Raw genomic sequence first — 17,344 nt, 5'->3', positions numbered from 1 at the left:
AGATGGTGTCAAAAGTTTGATGATTTACTGAGAACTAAAGCGCAAAAAAGGGAATTCAGACATTATTTAGGAGGATTATTAGGGGAAAGTGAGCGAAAAAATGTATCTCAAATGGCTAAAGACGCAGTAGAGGTCACATACCACAAATTACACCATTTCTTAACTGAAGCAACTTGGTCAGCGAACAAGATAAATGAACGTCGCTTAGAAGTGATGAACAAGTGTAATCAAACGAGAATCAGTAAGGGATTTAGTCTAATTGTTGATGACTCTGGGCATAGAAAAAGTGGTAACTTTACCGCAGCAGTAGGTCGTCAATATATTGGGGAAATTGGGAAAACAGATAATGGCAATGTTGTAGTAACAACTCATCTATATGATGGCCAAAAAAGCTTACCTTTAGACATAGAACTATATCAACATGGTAATTCGTTGCCCGAAGGAAAGAAAGACAGAGAATTCAAGAAAAAACCCACCTTAGCCTTAGAATTAATCGATAAAAGTTTGAAGAGGGGATATCGACCAGGACTAGTATTAATAGATTCGTCCTATGGTAACAACACAACTGTTTTACTCGAACTGGAAAAAAAGAAATTAAAGTATATAGGAGGAATCGCTAAAAATCGTAATATTTTGGTTAAAACTCCATCAAATCAATTAGAAAAAATCAGAGTAGATGAATATGCTCAATGGTTATCTGATGAGGAATTTAAGGAGATTCAAATCCAGGGTGAAAAACCTAGAACCGTCTGGGTAGCAATAATAGAAGCAGAAATATCAAGGCTAGAAGGAATCAGAAAAATAGCTATCGTCATGAGTGCACCAATCTTTGAAGATGCTGAAGATATTGACTACTTACTCACAAATGTTGAGGGAGAAATAGTAACCGAGCAATGGATAGTTCAAACTTATGCTCAGAGAAACTGGATAGAAGTTTTCTATCGAGAAGCCAAGGGATGGTTAGGATTAAAAGAGTATCAAGTTAGAGATAAGAAGAGTTTGGAAAGACATTTTATTCTAGTTTTTTGTGCCTATACTTTTATCCTTTGGCATAAGCTTACTGGAGGTTTAAGAAGACGTTGGGCGAACAAACCTTTGGAGACATTTCCTGAAGCATTAGAAGCTTTTCGTACAGGTATATCTTATCGTTTTGTCCAATGGTTGAACCAAAATCGCGACGTATTCGTAGCTTATAAAGCTAGTTTGGGCTTTGTTTGGGCTTGATTTTTGTTTAAGTACCGTTAGGTAGTCCTAAAAAGAAAAGGATGAATACACAGGTAAAGAAGCATTGTAATGATGAATAAAATACCAGATTGCACTAATGTAATTTTCTAGCTTCTTAGAGAAAGATAGAGTTTTTCTGATTCTCTAGAGCGCTCGCCAATGTAACAACCTACAATTTCACGAGTGACGACATCCAGAGCAAGCCACACCCATTGTTCGTTGCCCTTATCATAAATGACCAGAGTTCATCCATCTGAACGGTTAGACGCCCTTTTGGCTTGGATTGTACTGCCACTTGTCTAGGAACAGCGTCATATTTCCCATTCATATAGTTTTGTAGCCAAGGTTCGGAAATCTTGAGAACACGAGCAATACTAGCTAACGGAATCTTCTCTAAGAGCAATCGGTCAATCAAAACTTTTGTCTCTTCTCGAATCCTTCTCCATTGAGGATTTTTCACAAACTGACGACCACAATCATTGCACTGATAATTTTGTTTTCCATGACGAGTTTGACCATTTTTGACGCTCGCATGAGAACCACAAGTCGGACAAGATAACAAGGACTCTGACATGAATGAACTTTCAAGATAAACCCACTTACTATCTTTCCTTATCCTTTCCTTTTTAGGACTACCGAGCAGTACGAGCAGTGCAAGCAGTTTAAATTAGGCAAAAATTTGAGAAACAGACAAAGAAAAATTAGCCAATAAAGGGGAAGTTAAACTATTAGTTTTTATCAAGGTTTCTACTAACATCAATTGTCCCTTTTCTTGGCGATAAACTTCTAATAGTTGGTTAAAGCGATCTACTATCCAATATTCCTGAACTCCCCCTTGGGAATAAAGTTTTAACTTAGCCTGCTTATCACGGTAGATATTGCGTTCTCCAGCAGAAAGCACCTCCACCACTAGTTCGGGAAAACCAGTGAAATGTCCTGCTTCGTCTTCTATTGCTGCTAATCGCTCGTTGCTCACCCAAACCAGATCGGGAATAACGCTATCTTCTTTTGATGGAATAATGCCAGGAGAAGGAATGACAAAACCGAAATATGTCTTTGACCAATCATGAAGAGGAGCACTGATGTTAGTAATAATATTTTGATGTTTCCAATGAGGCGCACGAGTCACAAACAATTCTCCATCAATAATTTCACGGCGAATACCTTCGTGTTCGGGAAGTGCGTCTAAGTCGTAAATCGTCCATCGGATTGGGTTAATCGTTTTATTCATAACTTCCTACTCCCTACTTCCTACTTATATATTAGTTGCTTCATGCGTAAATTCGTCCTCATCTGGTTCGGTCAATTAATTTCCAACATTGGCAATTATATGACAAGGTTTGCTCTTACTCTTTGGGCATGGGAATTAACAGGTTCAGCAACAGCTTTAGCCTTAGTTGGGTTCTTTTCATTACTACCTCGTATTTTTATTTCTCTGTTTGCTGGCATCATAGTAGATCGCGTCAACCGCAAACATTCAATGATTCTCGGAGATGCGTAGCGAAGCCATGCCGTCAGGCTTATCGCTGCTAGTTCTACTTTAGGAATTTTAATTCTATATTTGTCGGGAAATCTCGCGATCTGGCATCTATATCTAGCTGCCTCGATTAATGGTGGTTTTGGTCAAATTCAAGAACTAGCTTATTCTACTTCTATTACCTTACTCGTCTCTCAGCAAAACTACACCCGCGCTAACAGCATGAATTCTGTTGTTCACTACAGCTCGGCTATCATTGCTCCTGCTTTAGCTGGTGTTCTCTATCCGATTATTGGTCTGGGAGGTATTTTACCGATTGACTTGGCAACTTTTATCGTAGCGATCGCTACTTTAATTTGGATACGAATTCCCCAGGTTGATGAAGGCAGAGGGCAGAAGGAAGTTTTGGGCTGAGTTGACGTTTGGAATTCGTTATATTTGGCAACGTGACGGTTTGCGTGCTTTATTGTTAATCACGGCTTCATTTTGGTTTGCTCACGATTTAGGTGGGGCAGTCTTTAAACCAATGATACTTGCCCGTTCTGATAATAATTCCCAAGTTTTAGGAGCAGTATCTTCCGCAGCAGGTATCGGCGGGGTTACTGGTGCAGTGGTGTTAAGTACTTGGGGAGGCACTAAACGTCGTGTCAGTGGTATGTTAGCAGGATACATGGGAGCAGGTATCGCTAAAACTATCTTTGGTTTGGGTCAAAATATAACCGTTTGGCTACCCGCTCAATTTTGTTCTTCCCTCAATTTTCCCTTATTAGGCAGTTCAGAAACAGCATTATGGATGGAAGCTACTCCACCAGAACTTCAGGGAAGAGTTTTTGCTGCTAATTCTTTAGTTTTACAGTTGGTAAGTGCGATCGCAACTTTGATAGCAGGACCGTTGAGCGATAAGCTTGATAGCATGGCTTCGCTACGCCTTCTCGAACCTGCGATGCAGTCAGAAAATATTTTAAGTTCTCTGTTTGCTACTATTTTTGGTGACAGTGCTGGTGCGGGGATGGCATTACTGTATGTGGGGTGTGCGATCGCGATGTTTTTAGTCGGTGCAGTAGGCTTTAGATTAGCGCAACTTCGACAACTAGAAGGCGGAAAAGTAGAAAACGTAACAGAGTAAATTGATTGCTGAGAGGTAGAAAAGCTCCGTTAATAAAAACTATACAAAAAGACTAACGAGCTAGGTGAAACTGTTTCCTATTCCTCAAATCAAGCTTGACTGACCACTAGGGAGTTGCGAAAATTTAATTTACTTTATAGTTAATACAGATACTGGACACAGAGGCAGACAGAATTATTGCTTCTAGGTACTTTCTTAACTGACACGACTTATGTTCGAGAAGTCTAGCAACTCGAACGCGTTCACTTTTCTGCCTGTTTTCTGTTTATAGTTACTGTTTTACCAGTAGTTCCAAAAACTAATGGAGAGTACGAGTTACTTGGATAGTTTAATATTATCAGATACTTTAGGATCTTCCCTGTGGTTTCCTCTGGGTCTAGTTCTGATTTATCTAGCAATTTTAGTTCTTCTAGCCGAGGGAATAAGCCGTTTTGTCGCTAGAGATTCAGAATTAACCAGAAAAATCGTTCATATTGGTAGCGGCAACGTAATTTTGCTGGCTTGGTGGCTGAATATTTCTACTACAGTAATAATTGCGGCGGCGATAATTGCAGCAGCGATCGCCGTGGTTTCTTATTTTCTGCCGATTCTTCCTAGCATTAATAGTGTCGGACGCAAAAGTTTGGGTACGCTGTTTTACGCAGTTAGTATCGGTGTTTTAGCCGCTTGTTTTTGGCAGGATTATCCAGAGTATACGGCAATTGGCATCCTAATTATGGCTTGGGGAGACGGCATGGCGGCAATCATCGGACGACGTTTTGGCAAACATACCTATAGAGTTGGGGAGATTACCAAAAGCTGGGAGGGGTCTCTGACCATGGCAGTATCTGCTTTTTTAGCTTGTTTGCTGATTCTGTCGGTTCAAAGTCAAAATTGGCAAAATTGGATGATTTCTTCGATCGTGGCGGTAGTCGCTACTGCTTTAGAAACCTTTTCTATGTTTGGGATTGACAATTTAACCGTTCCAGTTGGTAGTGCTGTATTGTGTTTTTGGTGTGTTCGAATGATACTAAATTGATAAATTTTTCTTAGAATTAACTTAAGAAAATTTTTGAGATTACTTCTAATGACAAATTCTACTTCAAACCCAGATATCGATAAGTCGCTTTCAGATAATCGACCTCAAGATAGTTACGTCAAGCTAGCAATGCGTAATATGGTGCGTCAAGGAGGAAGATCTTTAAGGCACTTTTTTTTGACTACTGTGGGATTATTAACAGTTTTAATCGGTCTAGCTTATTTGACCAAACCATAGCTATATGAATTTAACTTCAGCTCAAATCGAGCTTACTGTCTATGTTGAAACTATCGACACCGAGAAATTGACTACTGTTGATTTAGACAGTATTGCCTCGATCGATTGGAATTACTGGTTTCAAACCTGGCTCGAATGTTTGCGCTCTCAGCTTACTACTATTAATAGTGCCTACGAACTGAGTTTGAGATTGACTAGCGATCGCGAAATTGCCACTTTCAATCGTCAATATCGTCATCAAAACCAGGCAACAGACGTTTTGGTTTTTGCTGCTTTAGAAGCAGACATTCCCCAAATAATAGCTAACAGCGAACCAGTATATCTAGGAGATCTGATTATTTCCCTCGATACAGCAATCGCCCAAGCAAGAACTCAAAATCACTCTTTAATAACCGAACTTGCTTGGCTGTCGAGTCATGGTCTTCTTCATCTTTTAGGATGGGATCATCCTGACAAAGCTAGTCTGAACCAAATGCTCGCTCGACAGTCAGATTTATTAACAGCAATTAGGATACTAGGGAGTTAAATCTACGGGGGATGGAGGTTTGGTAATTGAAAAGGTCAAAGATATACTGGATTAGTTACAGAGATAAACAACAAAGATCGAACTCAAAGTTTACTGGCGAGGAAATAGGGTCGCTTCTAGCCCCCTTTTGTCTCTTTCAGAGATGCTCCAGTCTGCTTTGAGCGTTGCTCGATTTTAACGAGCGAGTGTGAGGATAACCCTAGAGGTTTTTAGGTTAATATGACTGAATCAACTAACAGAAAAGCTCAAACTTTGTCATTTTTTGACAATGTGATGCGAAATGCTTCTAATTCAGCCGATAAACCAATTATCAGGCGTTTTGCTTGGCAAGTTGCACCCAATTTATTCTTGAGTTTTAAATATGCTTGGGCGGGATTAAAATACGCTTTTGTTACTCAAAGAAATTTTCGAATTCATACAGCAATCGCCTTAGTAGCAATTAGCTTGGGTATTTATTTACAAATTCAGGCTATGGAAATGGCGATCGTCTTTTTAACCTGCGCCATGGTGATGGTTTTAGAATTAATCAATACGGCGATTGAAGCGGTAGTAGATCTGACGGTCAAGCAAACTTATCATGAACTCGCTAAAATTGCCAAAGACTGTGCTGCTGGTGCAGTTTTAGTAGGCGCGATCGCAGCAGTGCTAGTAGCTACTTCGATCTTATTACCACCTTTGTTGCAACCCCTCATATCATTCTTGTAACGGAGGAGATTGAATTTGATTATAGTTATCGATAATTACGATAGTTTTACTTATAATTTAGTTCAATACTTAGGAGAGCTAGGAAAAGAATTACCCGTTGCGGCAGATATTCGAGTATACCGCAACGATCGCATCGATTTAGATACGATTGAAGAATTAAAACCCGATGGTATAGTCATTTCTCCAGGTCCGGGTCGCCCTGAAGATGCAGGAATTTCACTACAGTTAATCGAAAAATTGGGTTCTACGCTGCCTATTTTAGGAGTTTGTCTGGGACATCAGTCTATCGGGCAGGCGTTTGGCGGTAAAATAGTTTCTGCTCCCAATTTGATGCACGGCAAAACCTCTGAAGTCAGTCATCAAAACGTCGGCGTGTTTAAAGGTCTCGATTCCCCCTTTACGGCGACGCGATACCATAGTTTAGTAATCGATCGCGCTTCAATTCCCGATATTTTAGAAGTAACTGCTTGGGTAGAAGATGGCACGATTATGGGAGTACAGCACCGGAACTTTCCCCACATTCAAGGAGTCCAATTTCACCCAGAAAGTATCCTGACTAGTTCGGGAAAACAGCTATTACGCAACTTTTTAGAATCTATAAGTTAAACGATCTGACAATTACAAAGTATTAAAGTATTTATGAAACGAAGACAATTAATTCGTTACGGTTTGGCAGGGGCAGTTGGGGCGGTCGCTTGCCATTGGGTTGCTTCAGCACCAGTATCTCTAGCTCAAAGTTCGGACCAGCCTCTAACCATTCAATATTTGGGTCATACTTGTTTTTTATTTACAGGTGGTAATGGGTTAAAAGTTTTGGTCAATCCCTTTCGTCCTATTGGCTGTACTGCTGGTTATCCCCTTCCTCAAGTCGAAGCCGATGTAGTTTTGATTAGTAGTTTTTTACTAGATGAAGGAGCAGTAGAGGAAGTCGCCGGAAATCCCAGAATCATCACGCAATCGGGAGATTATCAAGTAGGGGGCATTGAATTTCAAGGAATTAGTACTCCACACGACCGAGAAGGTGGCAGGCGTTTTGGCAAAAATATTGCTTGGCGTTGGAATCAGGGAGGAATTACCATTCTTCACTTAGGCGGTGCGGCAGCACCAATTACCATCGAAGATAAAATTCTGATGGGCAGTCCAGATGTGGTGTTGATCCCCGTCGGTGGCGGTGCTAAAGCTTACAATCCCCAACAAGCTAAAGAAGCGATCGCCGCTTTAAATCCCAAACTTATTATTCCCACTCAATATCTTACTGCTGCTGCCGACCCAGAAAATTGCGATCTCGTCGCGGTTGAAGATTTTTTAACCCTAACTTCAGAAATGGAAGTTCAAAGATTAGACAGTAATAGTATTTCCCTGAAGCCGTCAGATTTACCTGAAGAAGGTACTTTGGTTCGAGTTCTAAATTATAGTTAATTTATGTGATGCTTCATGAGTTACTTGTTTTTTCTGGGAATAGGCTTGGGTATCATTTGGTGGGGAATTAGAGCTTCTGAAGAAATAGCGCAGCTAACAGCAGCAATTATCGGCTCGATTCTCTTATTCTGGGGGCTGTGCTTGACACCTCAACCATTTTTACTATTGGCAGAAATTTTAACAATTTTTGCCGTATTTCGAATTTGCGTTCGCTGCTGCAACTGTTGATTAGTTTGGCAAATTTATAGTTTCTCTGATTTCAACTCAAAAACCCAACCAAATTTTCTAGTTTCTGCCAAGCAGCACCGCTGGCGAGAATTTCTCTAGCTGTTTCCACCCCTCGAACACTATCGCCGAAAGGTACTAACTCGGCAACTTGTAAAGCTAAAGAAGCATTTAAAGCCACCACGTCTTGTTGCGATCGCTTGCCGCGACCTTGAAGGATATTGCGTAAAATAGCAGCATTTTCGGTCAAATCTCCCCCTTTTAGTTCCCTCAGCGGTGCGGAAGTCAAATCCAATTCCTGGGGATCCATGGTAGTGTGGCTTACTTTGCCATCATTTAACATCGCCAGATCGCTTTTATCTCCCAGACCTGCTTCATCTAGCTTTTCTCGACCGTGCAAAACAATTGCCTTAGATATGTTTAGCCGATTTAAAGCCTCTGCGATGCTGTCAATATACTTACCGTCATAAACCCCAATTACCTGACCGGTAGGGCAGAGAGGATTTACCAAAGGTCCTAATAAATTGAATATCGTTCTAACTTTCAGAGTGCTTCTGATTGGGGCAACTGCTTTCATCGCCGGATGCCAACCAGGGGCAAACAAAAAAGTAATTCCCACTTCATCTAATGCCGCTCGCACTTTTTCTGTAGGTGCCTTAAGATTTACTCCCAAATGCTCCAAAACATCTGCCGATCCGACCTTGCTAGAAGCGGAACGATTGCCGTGTTTAGCAACCTTAACACCTGCTGCTGCTGCTACAAACGCCACCGCAGTAGAAATATTAAAAGTAGCAGCACCATCACCACCAGTGCCACAAGTATCGATTACCGTCGTAGCGTGGCGAACTTCGAACTGTTGCAGCGATTGAGATTTGAGTACCTGCGCCATGCCTGCCAGTTCTTCCCCCGAAACACCCTTAGCTTGAATTGCCGCCAAAATTGCTCCCGAGACGACAGGGGGAATCTCAGCTTGCAACCATCCTCTCATCAATCGAGCGGCTTGAACTTGAGATAGGGAACTGCGGTCTAACAATTGTTGCAGTAATTGGGAATAGTCTAAATCTGTATTGCCAGATATCATTAGTTTTTCTACTTGTAATTAGCGACTCGCGTTGTAGTTCGAGAAGATTTACAATCTAAAATTGTATTCTCTATTAAGTTAGATTTGCTCAAAAGTTAACTGTATCCATGAAATATTTTTTTCGACTGAGTGTTTTTTTGGTAGTGTTATTCGTATTAATATTTCCTCGACCCCTCCTGGCAGCAAGTTCGACTTCTGTTACTCCTTCTACCTTTAGCGAGTTTAGTCCAGAAGAAATCAGAAACAAAGATTTTGCAGGAAAGACTTTACAAAGCGTTGATTTTGCTAAAGTCGATTTAGAAGAAGCTGATTTTAGTAACGCCGATCTCCGTGGAGCGGTATTTAATGCTTCCAATCTAGCCAATGCTAATTTAAGCGGAGCTGATTTTAGCTATGGATTTGCTTATCTAACTAATTTCGATGGTGCAGACTTAACCGATGCTATTTTTGAAGAAGCAATTCTGTCTTTTTCCACTTTTGAAGGAGCAAAGATCGAGGGAGCTGATTTTACCTATGCGGTTTTAGAAAAATGGCAAATTAAACAACTATGTGCCAATGCTTCTGGAGTGAATTCTAAAACGGGAGTTGCAACTCGCGATTCTCTATGCTGTAAGTAAAATCAATCTAGTTGAGTGTTGAGTATAGTAAGACGGGCAATGTCTACCCTACTATATAAATTCAATTACCCGATAAACTAATTTAATTTAAATGCACTATTGCAGCTTGCTCTATTGCTGCTCATCTGGGACAATCTCGATCGCTGTTTGACAGAAATTGACTAGCTTATCTAGGCGATCGTCAATCCCCTTCAATCTCGCTTCTTTAGTGGCTGGTTGACGAGAGGAAGCTAAAAAGATTACATCGGTTGCTAACAAACGAAATTCTCGGATTAGTTCTCGCTGTATGGCTTGCCAGCGAGGAGCGATCGCTCGAGCTAAATTTTCTTCGCTTAGGGAAACTATATTTCGCTCGAACCACTGCTGCAATTGCTGAAAGCGTTTTGTTATTGACACTCGAGGGAATTTTGGCTCGTGATTTTTAAAATTCTCTTTAAATTCGGTTAATAAAACTTGAAATTCCTGATATGCTTTTTGATGTGATGCAGATGACATTTTAGTAACTGAATACGGTAAAATTTTATTAAGCAAGCTTGACTTTTTAACTGTTATTTAAGTGACAAAAGTATTATAATTAAGTTTTATCAAGGGTTATAGATGACTCCGTCATAGAACTACGAGGTAATCTGTGGCTTGTTAAAAAACTAGATCGATTTAGCCAGCTAACACTTAATTAGGTTAGATAATTAATCAGCAACTAGGATGTATTTTTAATCTTTAAACTCGTTACTAATGGCTATTCGCAAATTGAAAAATTTCTTTTTAAACGAGATCGGAAAATTACTCTAATGTAGTTAATCTTCTCATTTCCGCTTTCATACCATCTAGCCAGCACCGTCAATTTATGACAGTTACCTATCTTGCCACAACACCAACTACTGAATTAGAACTCCCTCATTGGCTAAAAGAGTGTTTACTCCAACAGGAGTCCGACCGCTCCGAATCTGATACCGATTTAATCTGTCGCGCCTTCAATTTTGCCTACAAATTACACGAAGGTCAATATCGTAAATCAGGAGTACCTTACATCGCTCATCCTATCGCCGTTGCGGGCTTGCTGAGAGATTTGGGAGGAGATAGCGTAACTATTGCGGCGGGTTTTCTACACGACGTAGTAGAAGATACCGAGGTAACCCCAGAAGAAATTGAAGAACGTTTTGGCACCCAGGTACGGCAGCTAGTAGAAGGAGTAACCAAACTCTCCAAATTTAACTTCTCTAGTAAAACCGAACGTCAAGCGGAAAATTTTCGTCGGATGTTTATCGCAATGGCTACCGATATCCGCGTGATTGTGGTCAAGCTGGCAGACCGACTGCACAATATGCGGACATTAGAACATCTCGATCCCAAAAAGCAAAAGCGCATCAGCTTAGAAACACGAGAAATATTCGCTCCTCTAGCTAATAGATTGGGGATTGGGCGTTTTAAATGGGAATTAGAAGATTTATGCTTTAAATATCTCGAACCAGAATCCTACGAACGAATTAAAGCACTAGTCGCCGAACGCCGTGCCGATCGCGAAGCGAGGATTGCCTGGGTAACGGAAACCTTACGCTCGCGTTTAGAAAAACTAAAAATTAACGTCTTAGAACTTCAGGGAAGACCGAAACATCTTTACGGCATCTATCAAAAGATGCAGCGACAGCAAAAAGAATTTAGCCAAATTTACGATATCGCTGCCTTTAGAATTATCGTCGAAACTAATGAGGAATGCTATCGCGCTCTAGCAGTAGTCCATGACGCTTTCAAACCAATTCCAGGTCGTTTTAAAGACTATATTGGTTTGCCCAAACCCAACCGCTACCAGTCCTTACATACCACCGTGGTCGGTTCTAATGGTCGTCCGATAGAGATTCAAATTCGGACTATGGAAATGCACCACGTCGCCGAATACGGAATTGCCGCGCACTGGAAGTATAAAGAAACCGGTTCGAGCAACATACAGGTAACTTCAGATGATGACAAATTTACCTGGTTGCGTCAGCTTCTAGAATGGCAGAACGATCTCAAAGATGCTCAAGAATATATCGACAGCCTCAAAGATAATTTATTTGAAGATGATGTTTATGTGTTTACTCCCGATGGTGATGTAATTGCTTTAGCTCAGGGAGCAACTGCAGTAGATTTTGCCTATCGCATCCATACCGAAGTAGGAAATCACATGAAAGGTGCCAGAGTCAACGGACGCTGGACGATGTTGTCTCAACCTTTAGAAAATGGCGATATCGTTGAGATCGTCACCCAAAAAAACAGCCATCCTAGCTTGGACTGGCTCAACTTCGTGGTTACTCCTTCGGCTCGCAATCGCATTCGCCAATGGTACAAGCGATCGCACCGCGATGAAAATATCGCTCGCGGCAAAGATTTATTGGAAAAAGAGCTAGGTAAAAGTGGTTTAGATTCGCTGTTGAAATCCGAACCGATGCAAACAGCAGCCCAGCGCTGCAATTATTCCTCAGTAGAAGACTTGCTAGCAGCATTAGGGTATGGAGAAGTTACTCTCAACCAAGTCGTCAATCGCTTGCGAGATGTAGTCAAAGAACAGCAGCCAGTTGAAGAAGAGGAGTCAGAATTAGCTACCGAAATCGCAGTTAGTAGCGATCGCATCAGCCCTCCTCGTCCTAGTAGCAATTCACCAATTATCGGCGTAGAAGGTTTGTTGCATCATCTGGCAGGTTGTTGCAAACCTCTGCCTGGTGAATCGATTATCGGCGTAGTAACCCGAAATTCTCGGGGCATTTCGATTCACCGTCAAGATTGTGCCAATGTCGAAAAAGTACCGGGAGAACGCTTAGTTCCCGTTAGCTGGAATTCTCGTGACGAACGAGGACAGGCTTTGACCTATCCTGTAGACATTCAAATCGAAGCGCTCGATCGCGTCGGAGTACTTAAAGACATTTTGGCGCGGTTGAGCGATCGCGGGATTAATATTCGTAATGCCGGGGTTAAAACCAGTCGTAATCGACCAGCATTAATTTCTCTCAGCTTGGATATTCGCGATCGCCAACAGTTTGAATACATTTTGCACAAAATTCAAAAGATGAGTGACGTGTTGAGTATTCATCGGGTGATTAACAGCGATCGCTAATTTCGTTTCTATAGCTGAAGGGCAGATAAGGCTGAGACAAACAAAATCAAAATCAAAGATAAATGATTTCGGCTTTCTACTTTCCTAAAGAAAAACCCGATTTTGAAAGTTTCTTTAAAGATTCGAACTTAGCTAGTGCCTAGAATGGATTAACTAACTTTCTACTGCCCTACTTTTGACTGTTTCCGACTCGCTGCCACAGCAGTAATTTTTTATTGTATATTTAAGGTGAGAGCGATCGCAGCGTTAACTGCTAGCAAAGCAATAAACTAAAAATTGAAACATAAAAATAGATATAGCTAAAGTTATTTATTTTTATTTATTATGTGGTTAATTGCAGCGGAAACTTTTTTGGGAGCACAGCTAAATTTTCTCGCAACCGTGCAAATACATGAAAATTTTGCCTTGTCTCCTAGAGAGCAGGCGATCGTGCTAGCAGAGCGAAAAACATATTTTAACTCTAACGCTACAAATCAATTTGCTTATCAATTAGCTCTCAATAACTATTTTGATTTTGCCAAAACCGCCTCTTTCGTTTTAACCACAGATAAAATATTTATCCGCGATCGAGGAGAATTTACTGCAGGAAGTACTGGATGGGAAGCCAAAACAACTGTAGGAGAGCTGGGAATAAATGGCGACTTTGACGAACGCGCTCATTTACAAGCAGGAAATGCCTTTTGGAAAAAAGACCTTGGAGTTGGTGCTCTAAACGTTAATGCCAAAATTGACGACCAAACTAGATTTGTCGGTGGAACTGCCAATTTAGCTAGGGAAACTCCTATTGGTGTTCTAAATATTAATGCTAACCTGAGCGATCGCGTTAGTTTTACAGGAGGCAATGCTAATTTAGCGAGCAAAACTCCTTTTGGTTCTTTAAGTGTTAGTGCCAATCTCAGCGATCGCGCTAACTTTACAGGCGGTACGGCTAACCTGACCACCGAAACCGATATCGGCTCATTTGGTGCTAATGCTAGGATAGATGACCAAACTAGGTTTGTCGGTGGTAGTGCTTTCTTAAAAACCAAAATCCTATTTAGTTCGATTGGGGTAAGCGGTAACTTTGACGAGCATACCAGTTTTACTGGCGGAAGCATAAATTTCGGTGCGGATACGGCTATTGGCTCGTTAGGAGTGAGTGCCAATGTCGATAATGAGACTAATTGGACTGGAAGCAGTGCTTTCTGGAGAACCAAAGCTGGTTTTGGTTCGTTAAGATTAGACGGAAATTTCGATCGCGATGGCAATTTTAGATCTAGCTTTGGAGTTGAGATTCCTTTTTAAGCAGTTCAAAATATAGGCAATTCTAGGAGAAAAAATTTTTTTGGCAATGAGCTAAATTTCTCTCGATGAAAATATGGGGACGTTTTGCCAACGTCCCAATTAATTGAAAATAGGATTAGGTAATTACAGAAGGTTCGTCGCGTTGAGTATATTCTCGAATCTGAGCGATTTCCTGAGCAATATCAATTAGAGGCTTTAAAGCCGTTTGAGTATCGATGTCGTGTTTGCTGGCATCGGGTTCGTAGCTTTCGAGGTATAAACGTAAAGTTGCTCCTTTAGTTCCCGTACCCGAAAGCCGGAAGACAATACGCGAACCGTCGCTAAAGCCGATCCGAATGCCTTGATTTTTACTGACGCTTCCGTCTACGGGATCGTGATAGCTGAAGTTGTCGGCATATTCGACAGTATAGTTACCGAAGGTTTTTCCCTTCATTTCTCCTACCATACTCTCCAATCTTTTCATCAATTCGGTAGCGTGTTGTTTGTCTACCTCCTCATAGTCGTGACGGGAATAATAATTGCGTCCATAGGTTTTCCAGTGATCGCGGACGATCGCTTCTACAGATTTACCAGTTGCAGCAAGGATATTCAACCAGAATAAGACTGCCCAGAGTCCATCTTTCTCGCGGACGTGGTTAGAACCGGTACCAAAGCTTTCTTCGCCGCAAAGAGTCGCTCTGCCTGCATCGAGTAAATTGCCAAAGAATTTCCATCCCGTAGGAGTTTCGTAACATTCTATACCTAGTTTTTCCGCTACTCGGTCTACTGCGGCACTAGTAGGCATCGATCGCGCCACTCCAGATAAGCCATCTTTATATCCCGGTACGAGACTGGCATTAGCAGTTAATACGGCTAAGCTATCACTAGGAGTGACAAAGAAATTGTTACCCAAAATCATGTTGCGATCGCCATCGCCATCGGAAGCCGCCCCAAAATCTGGTGCATCCTTACCAAACATAATTTCTACTAAGTCATGAGCGTAAACTAGATTGGGATCGGGGTGTCCACCGCCAAAGTCTTCTAAAGGTTCGCCATTACGTACCGTACCCGATGCTGCACCCAAACGCTGCTCGAATAGCTCTCGGGCATAGGGTCCGGTTACGGCGTGCATCGAGTCGATACACATCCGAAAGTCTCGCTTGACTAGTTGGCGAATTTGGTCAAAATCGAACAAAGATTCCATCAGACGGGCATAGGGTTCGACGGGGTCGATAACTTCTACGCCCATTTCACCAAGGCGCGTTACCGTTAGCCGATCTAAATTGAGATCGTCAGCCTCTAAAATTTTATAGCTGTCGATAACTTTAGTGCGCTCGTAAATCGCGCTGGTCACTTTTTCTGGTGCGGGACCGCCGTTAGTAACGTTGTATTTAACTCCGAAGTCACCATCAGGACCGCCTGGGTTGTGACTGGCAGAAAGAATAATGCCGCCAAATGCCTTGTATTGACGAATAATGCAGGAAGCCGCAGGAGTAGACATAATGCCACCCCTGCCTACTAAAATACGCCCGATACCGTTAGCAGCAGCCATTTTGAGGATGACTTGAATTGCCTGGCGGTTATAGTAGCGTCCGTCACCACCCAAGACTAAAGTTTGTCCTTCACAGCCTTCTAGGGCATCAAAAATTGCTTGAATGAAGTTTTCTAAGTAATGAGGTTGTTGAAAAACTTCTACCGATTTACGCAGTCCAGAAGTTCCTGGTTTTTGGTCGGAGAAGGGAGTGGTAGAAACAGTACGAATATCCATAAAACTAGTTAAGATTACAGCTTTGATTGGCGATCGCCAGTCCTTGATACTTCCTAATTGCAATAATTTTCAAGAAGACCGCTATACTTAATGCTGCTAGAAAATTACAACAGCAGTTAACATTAGGAAAATATAAAGTTAATTTTACAGGTCGGAAGCAATTGGCAGGTTATCAACTACTACCTATATTCTTAACCTTATCATTGGTCGATATTTTGGCTGATTGAGTTTAATTTAATGCGATCGCTTAAGAGCGTACATCTATCAGAAAAACGATTGCTCGGAACAGAGCTAAATTCAGATAAGATGACACGAGTATGCACTGTTGATTCTTAACAATGATCTATCAACCACCTGCAGGGACGAGAGACTTATTACCTCTAGAAGTAGAGCAAAAACGTTGGATAAATGACCGGCTACAACAAATATTTCGCCAATGGGGCTATCAACGTATCGTTACTTCTACACTAGAATGGCTCGATACCCTAACTGCTGGTGGCGCGGTCGAACCTGCTACGGTGATTCAGGTACTCAATGAGTCGGAGAGAACTTTAGGTTTGCGTCCCGAACTCACCGCTTCAATCGCTCGCGCTGCCGTGACGCGCATGGCAGGAGATACTTATCCCCAACGTCTTTGTTATCGTGCCAATGTCTTTCGCAATTCGCCACATAGCGATCGCGGTCGTCAACTGGAATTTTATCAGGCTGGAGTAGAATTATTGTTTGCCGGGGGAATTTTAGCCGATGCCGAGATCCTTTTGCTACTGGTAAACTGTTTGCAGGGTTTGGGAATACAAGATTGGACGATTCTGTTAGGAGAAGCAGAATTAACGCAATCGCTGTTGACAGTTTTTCCCCAATCTCTCAGACAGCAGGTAGGTCAATGTATTGCTAATTTAGACCGCATTGCCTTACAAAAACTTCCTCTCGAACCTGCTTTAAAAGCCAGAGCTTTATTCCTATTCGATTTAAGAGGGAAACCAGAGGATGTCTTGGCTCAAGTCGCTAGTTTGGACTTAGACGATTCGGCACTAGCTACGGTAAAAAATCTTAAGTCTTTAATCGAACTACTTCAAAATAGTAGTTCTCATCCTTTACCCTTAGTTCTCGACCTCAGCTTATTACAGACTTTTAACTACTATACGGGAATTATTTTTAAAGCGATTAGTTTTCAGGGTTCTCAGTCCTATATCTTAGGCGAAGGCGGGCGTTACGATCGCCTTTTAGAACTATATCATCCTCAAGGGAACAGCTCTCCAGGGGTAGGTTTTTCGTTTAATATTGAAGATTTACATTCCTGTTTGCTTTCTACCGACAAACTTCCCCGACAAACTCCTGCAATTGACTGGTTAGTTATTCCCGAAGCTAGAGAAGCTCGAGCTCTTGCCTTTCAGTATGCCCGTCAACTTCGTCAGCGAGAAGATCTAGTTAGAGTTGAAGTAGATTTGGGGGGACGTTCTCCAGACCAAATTAAAGACTATGCTCGTACTTGTCGCATTACAAGCTTAGTCTGGGTAGGAGCAGATGGTAATAGCCGTATCGAAAAGCTTTCCCCGGCTTAGTAAACGCT

16 protein-coding genes and 2 pseudogenes are annotated in these 17,344 nt (G+C 41.7%); 13 read left to right on the top strand and 5 right to left on the bottom strand.

The genetic code is table 11. From position 1 onward, the window contains the following. Positions 1-1,224: IS701 family transposase (locus ACLFKQ_RS22185; protein WP_448998431.1), on the top strand; the 1,224-nt coding region annotated here is incomplete at its 5' end. A gap of 27 nt (positions 1,225-1,251) precedes the next feature. Here the strand turns inward: ACLFKQ_RS22185 and ACLFKQ_RS22180 are convergent. Together ACLFKQ_RS22180 and ACLFKQ_RS22175 are read right to left on the bottom strand one after the other, a co-directional pair. After that, positions 1,252-1,798: pseudogene (locus ACLFKQ_RS22180) on the bottom strand (IS1 family transposase). Positions 1,799-1,891: 93 nt separating this feature from the next. Beyond that, positions 1,892-2,455: a Uma2 family endonuclease gene (locus tag ACLFKQ_RS22175; RefSeq protein WP_449001890.1), complete on the bottom strand. Its 564-nt coding sequence runs from the start codon at positions 2,453-2,455 to the stop codon at positions 1,892-1,894. 42 nt (positions 2,456-2,497) lie between these two features. Between ACLFKQ_RS22175 and ACLFKQ_RS22170 the strand changes: the two are divergent. The 8 genes and pseudogenes from ACLFKQ_RS22170 to ACLFKQ_RS22135 all read left to right on the top strand — a co-directional run bounded on the left by ACLFKQ_RS22170 (position 2,498) and on the right by ACLFKQ_RS22135 (position 7,960). Next, positions 2,498-3,827 (top strand): annotated as a pseudogene (locus tag ACLFKQ_RS22170) (MFS transporter). A gap of 301 nt (positions 3,828-4,128) precedes the next feature. Beyond that, positions 4,129-4,845, top strand: a complete 717-nt coding sequence (locus ACLFKQ_RS22165; RefSeq protein ID WP_449001889.1) for a diacylglycerol/polyprenol kinase family protein — start codon at positions 4,129-4,131, stop codon at positions 4,843-4,845. Between the two features lie 48 nt (positions 4,846-4,893). Continuing rightward, on the top strand, positions 4,894-5,082 hold the full coding sequence (locus ACLFKQ_RS22160; RefSeq protein ID WP_449001888.1) for a DUF3285 domain-containing protein: 189 nt from the start codon (positions 4,894-4,896) through the stop codon (positions 5,080-5,082). Between the two features lie 4 nt (positions 5,083-5,086). Then, positions 5,087-5,608 (top strand): rRNA maturation RNase YbeY, encoded by a 522-nt coding sequence (gene ybeY, locus ACLFKQ_RS22155; RefSeq protein ID WP_449001887.1) that lies wholly within the window; start codon positions 5,087-5,089, stop codon positions 5,606-5,608. Positions 5,609-5,881: 273 nt separating this feature from the next. Next, complete coding sequence (locus tag ACLFKQ_RS22150) at positions 5,882-6,313, top strand: diacylglycerol kinase family protein (protein WP_449002023.1); 432 nt, start codon at positions 5,882-5,884, stop codon at positions 6,311-6,313. 15 nt (positions 6,314-6,328) lie between these two features. Then, positions 6,329-6,919 carry an anthranilate synthase component II gene (locus tag ACLFKQ_RS22145; RefSeq protein WP_449001886.1) on the top strand — a complete coding sequence of 197 codons (591 nt, stop codon included), beginning with the start codon at positions 6,329-6,331 and terminating at the stop codon, positions 6,917-6,919. A gap of 33 nt (positions 6,920-6,952) precedes the next feature. Continuing rightward, positions 6,953-7,732, top strand: coding sequence for an MBL fold metallo-hydrolase (locus tag ACLFKQ_RS22140; RefSeq protein WP_449001885.1), 780 nt, complete (start codon positions 6,953-6,955; stop codon positions 7,730-7,732). A gap of 15 nt (positions 7,733-7,747) precedes the next feature. Further along, entirely contained in the window at positions 7,748-7,960 is a 213-nt protein-coding gene (locus ACLFKQ_RS22135; RefSeq protein ID WP_449001884.1) for a hypothetical protein, read from the top strand. Positions 7,961-7,991: 31 nt separating this feature from the next. Here ACLFKQ_RS22135 and trpD read toward each other — a convergent pair whose 3' ends face one another. Continuing rightward, on the bottom strand, positions 7,992-9,038 hold the full coding sequence (gene trpD / locus ACLFKQ_RS22130) for an anthranilate phosphoribosyltransferase (RefSeq protein ID WP_449001883.1): 1,047 nt from the start codon (positions 9,036-9,038) through the stop codon (positions 7,992-7,994). Between the two features lie 107 nt (positions 9,039-9,145). On the opposite strand from trpD, the gene ACLFKQ_RS22125 reads away from it, so the two are divergent. Next, the gene (locus ACLFKQ_RS22125) at positions 9,146-9,655 is read left to right on the top strand and encodes a pentapeptide repeat-containing protein (protein WP_449001882.1); all 510 of its coding nucleotides are present in this window, start codon (positions 9,146-9,148) and stop codon (positions 9,653-9,655) included. Between the two features lie 111 nt (positions 9,656-9,766). Here the strand turns inward: ACLFKQ_RS22125 and patD are convergent, their stop codons facing one another. Continuing rightward, positions 9,767-10,150 (bottom strand): heterocyst frequency control protein PatD, encoded by a 384-nt coding sequence (gene patD, locus ACLFKQ_RS22120; protein WP_449001881.1) that lies wholly within the window; start codon positions 10,148-10,150, stop codon positions 9,767-9,769. A gap of 349 nt (positions 10,151-10,499) precedes the next feature. On the opposite strand from patD, the gene ACLFKQ_RS22115 reads away from it, so the two are divergent. Both ACLFKQ_RS22115 and ACLFKQ_RS22110 read left to right on the top strand, forming a co-directional pair. After that, positions 10,500-12,743 (top strand): RelA/SpoT family protein, encoded by a 2,244-nt coding sequence (locus tag ACLFKQ_RS22115; RefSeq protein WP_449001880.1) that lies wholly within the window; start codon positions 10,500-10,502, stop codon positions 12,741-12,743. 324 nt (positions 12,744-13,067) lie between these two features. Next, positions 13,068-14,027: a hypothetical protein gene (locus ACLFKQ_RS22110; protein WP_449001879.1), complete on the top strand. Its 960-nt coding sequence runs from the start codon at positions 13,068-13,070 to the stop codon at positions 14,025-14,027. 115 nt (positions 14,028-14,142) lie between these two features. On the opposite strand, the gene ACLFKQ_RS22105 is transcribed toward ACLFKQ_RS22110, so the two are convergent. Next, the gene (locus ACLFKQ_RS22105; RefSeq protein ID WP_449001878.1) at positions 14,143-15,774 is read right to left on the bottom strand and encodes an alpha-D-glucose phosphate-specific phosphoglucomutase; all 1,632 of its coding nucleotides are present in this window, start codon (positions 15,772-15,774) and stop codon (positions 14,143-14,145) included. 338 nt (positions 15,775-16,112) lie between these two features. Here ACLFKQ_RS22105 and ACLFKQ_RS22100 point away from each other — a divergent pair, with 338 nt between their 5' ends. Next, positions 16,113-17,336, top strand: a complete 1,224-nt coding sequence (locus ACLFKQ_RS22100) for an ATP phosphoribosyltransferase regulatory subunit (RefSeq protein ID WP_449001877.1) — start codon at positions 16,113-16,115, stop codon at positions 17,334-17,336. Positions 17,337-17,344 lie beyond the last annotated feature (8 nt).

This window comes from Myxosarcina sp. GI1(2024) (assembly GCF_053543375.1).
The sequence above is the reverse complement of the archived record's forward strand: the minus strand, read 5'-3'. Positions and strand labels throughout refer to the sequence as shown.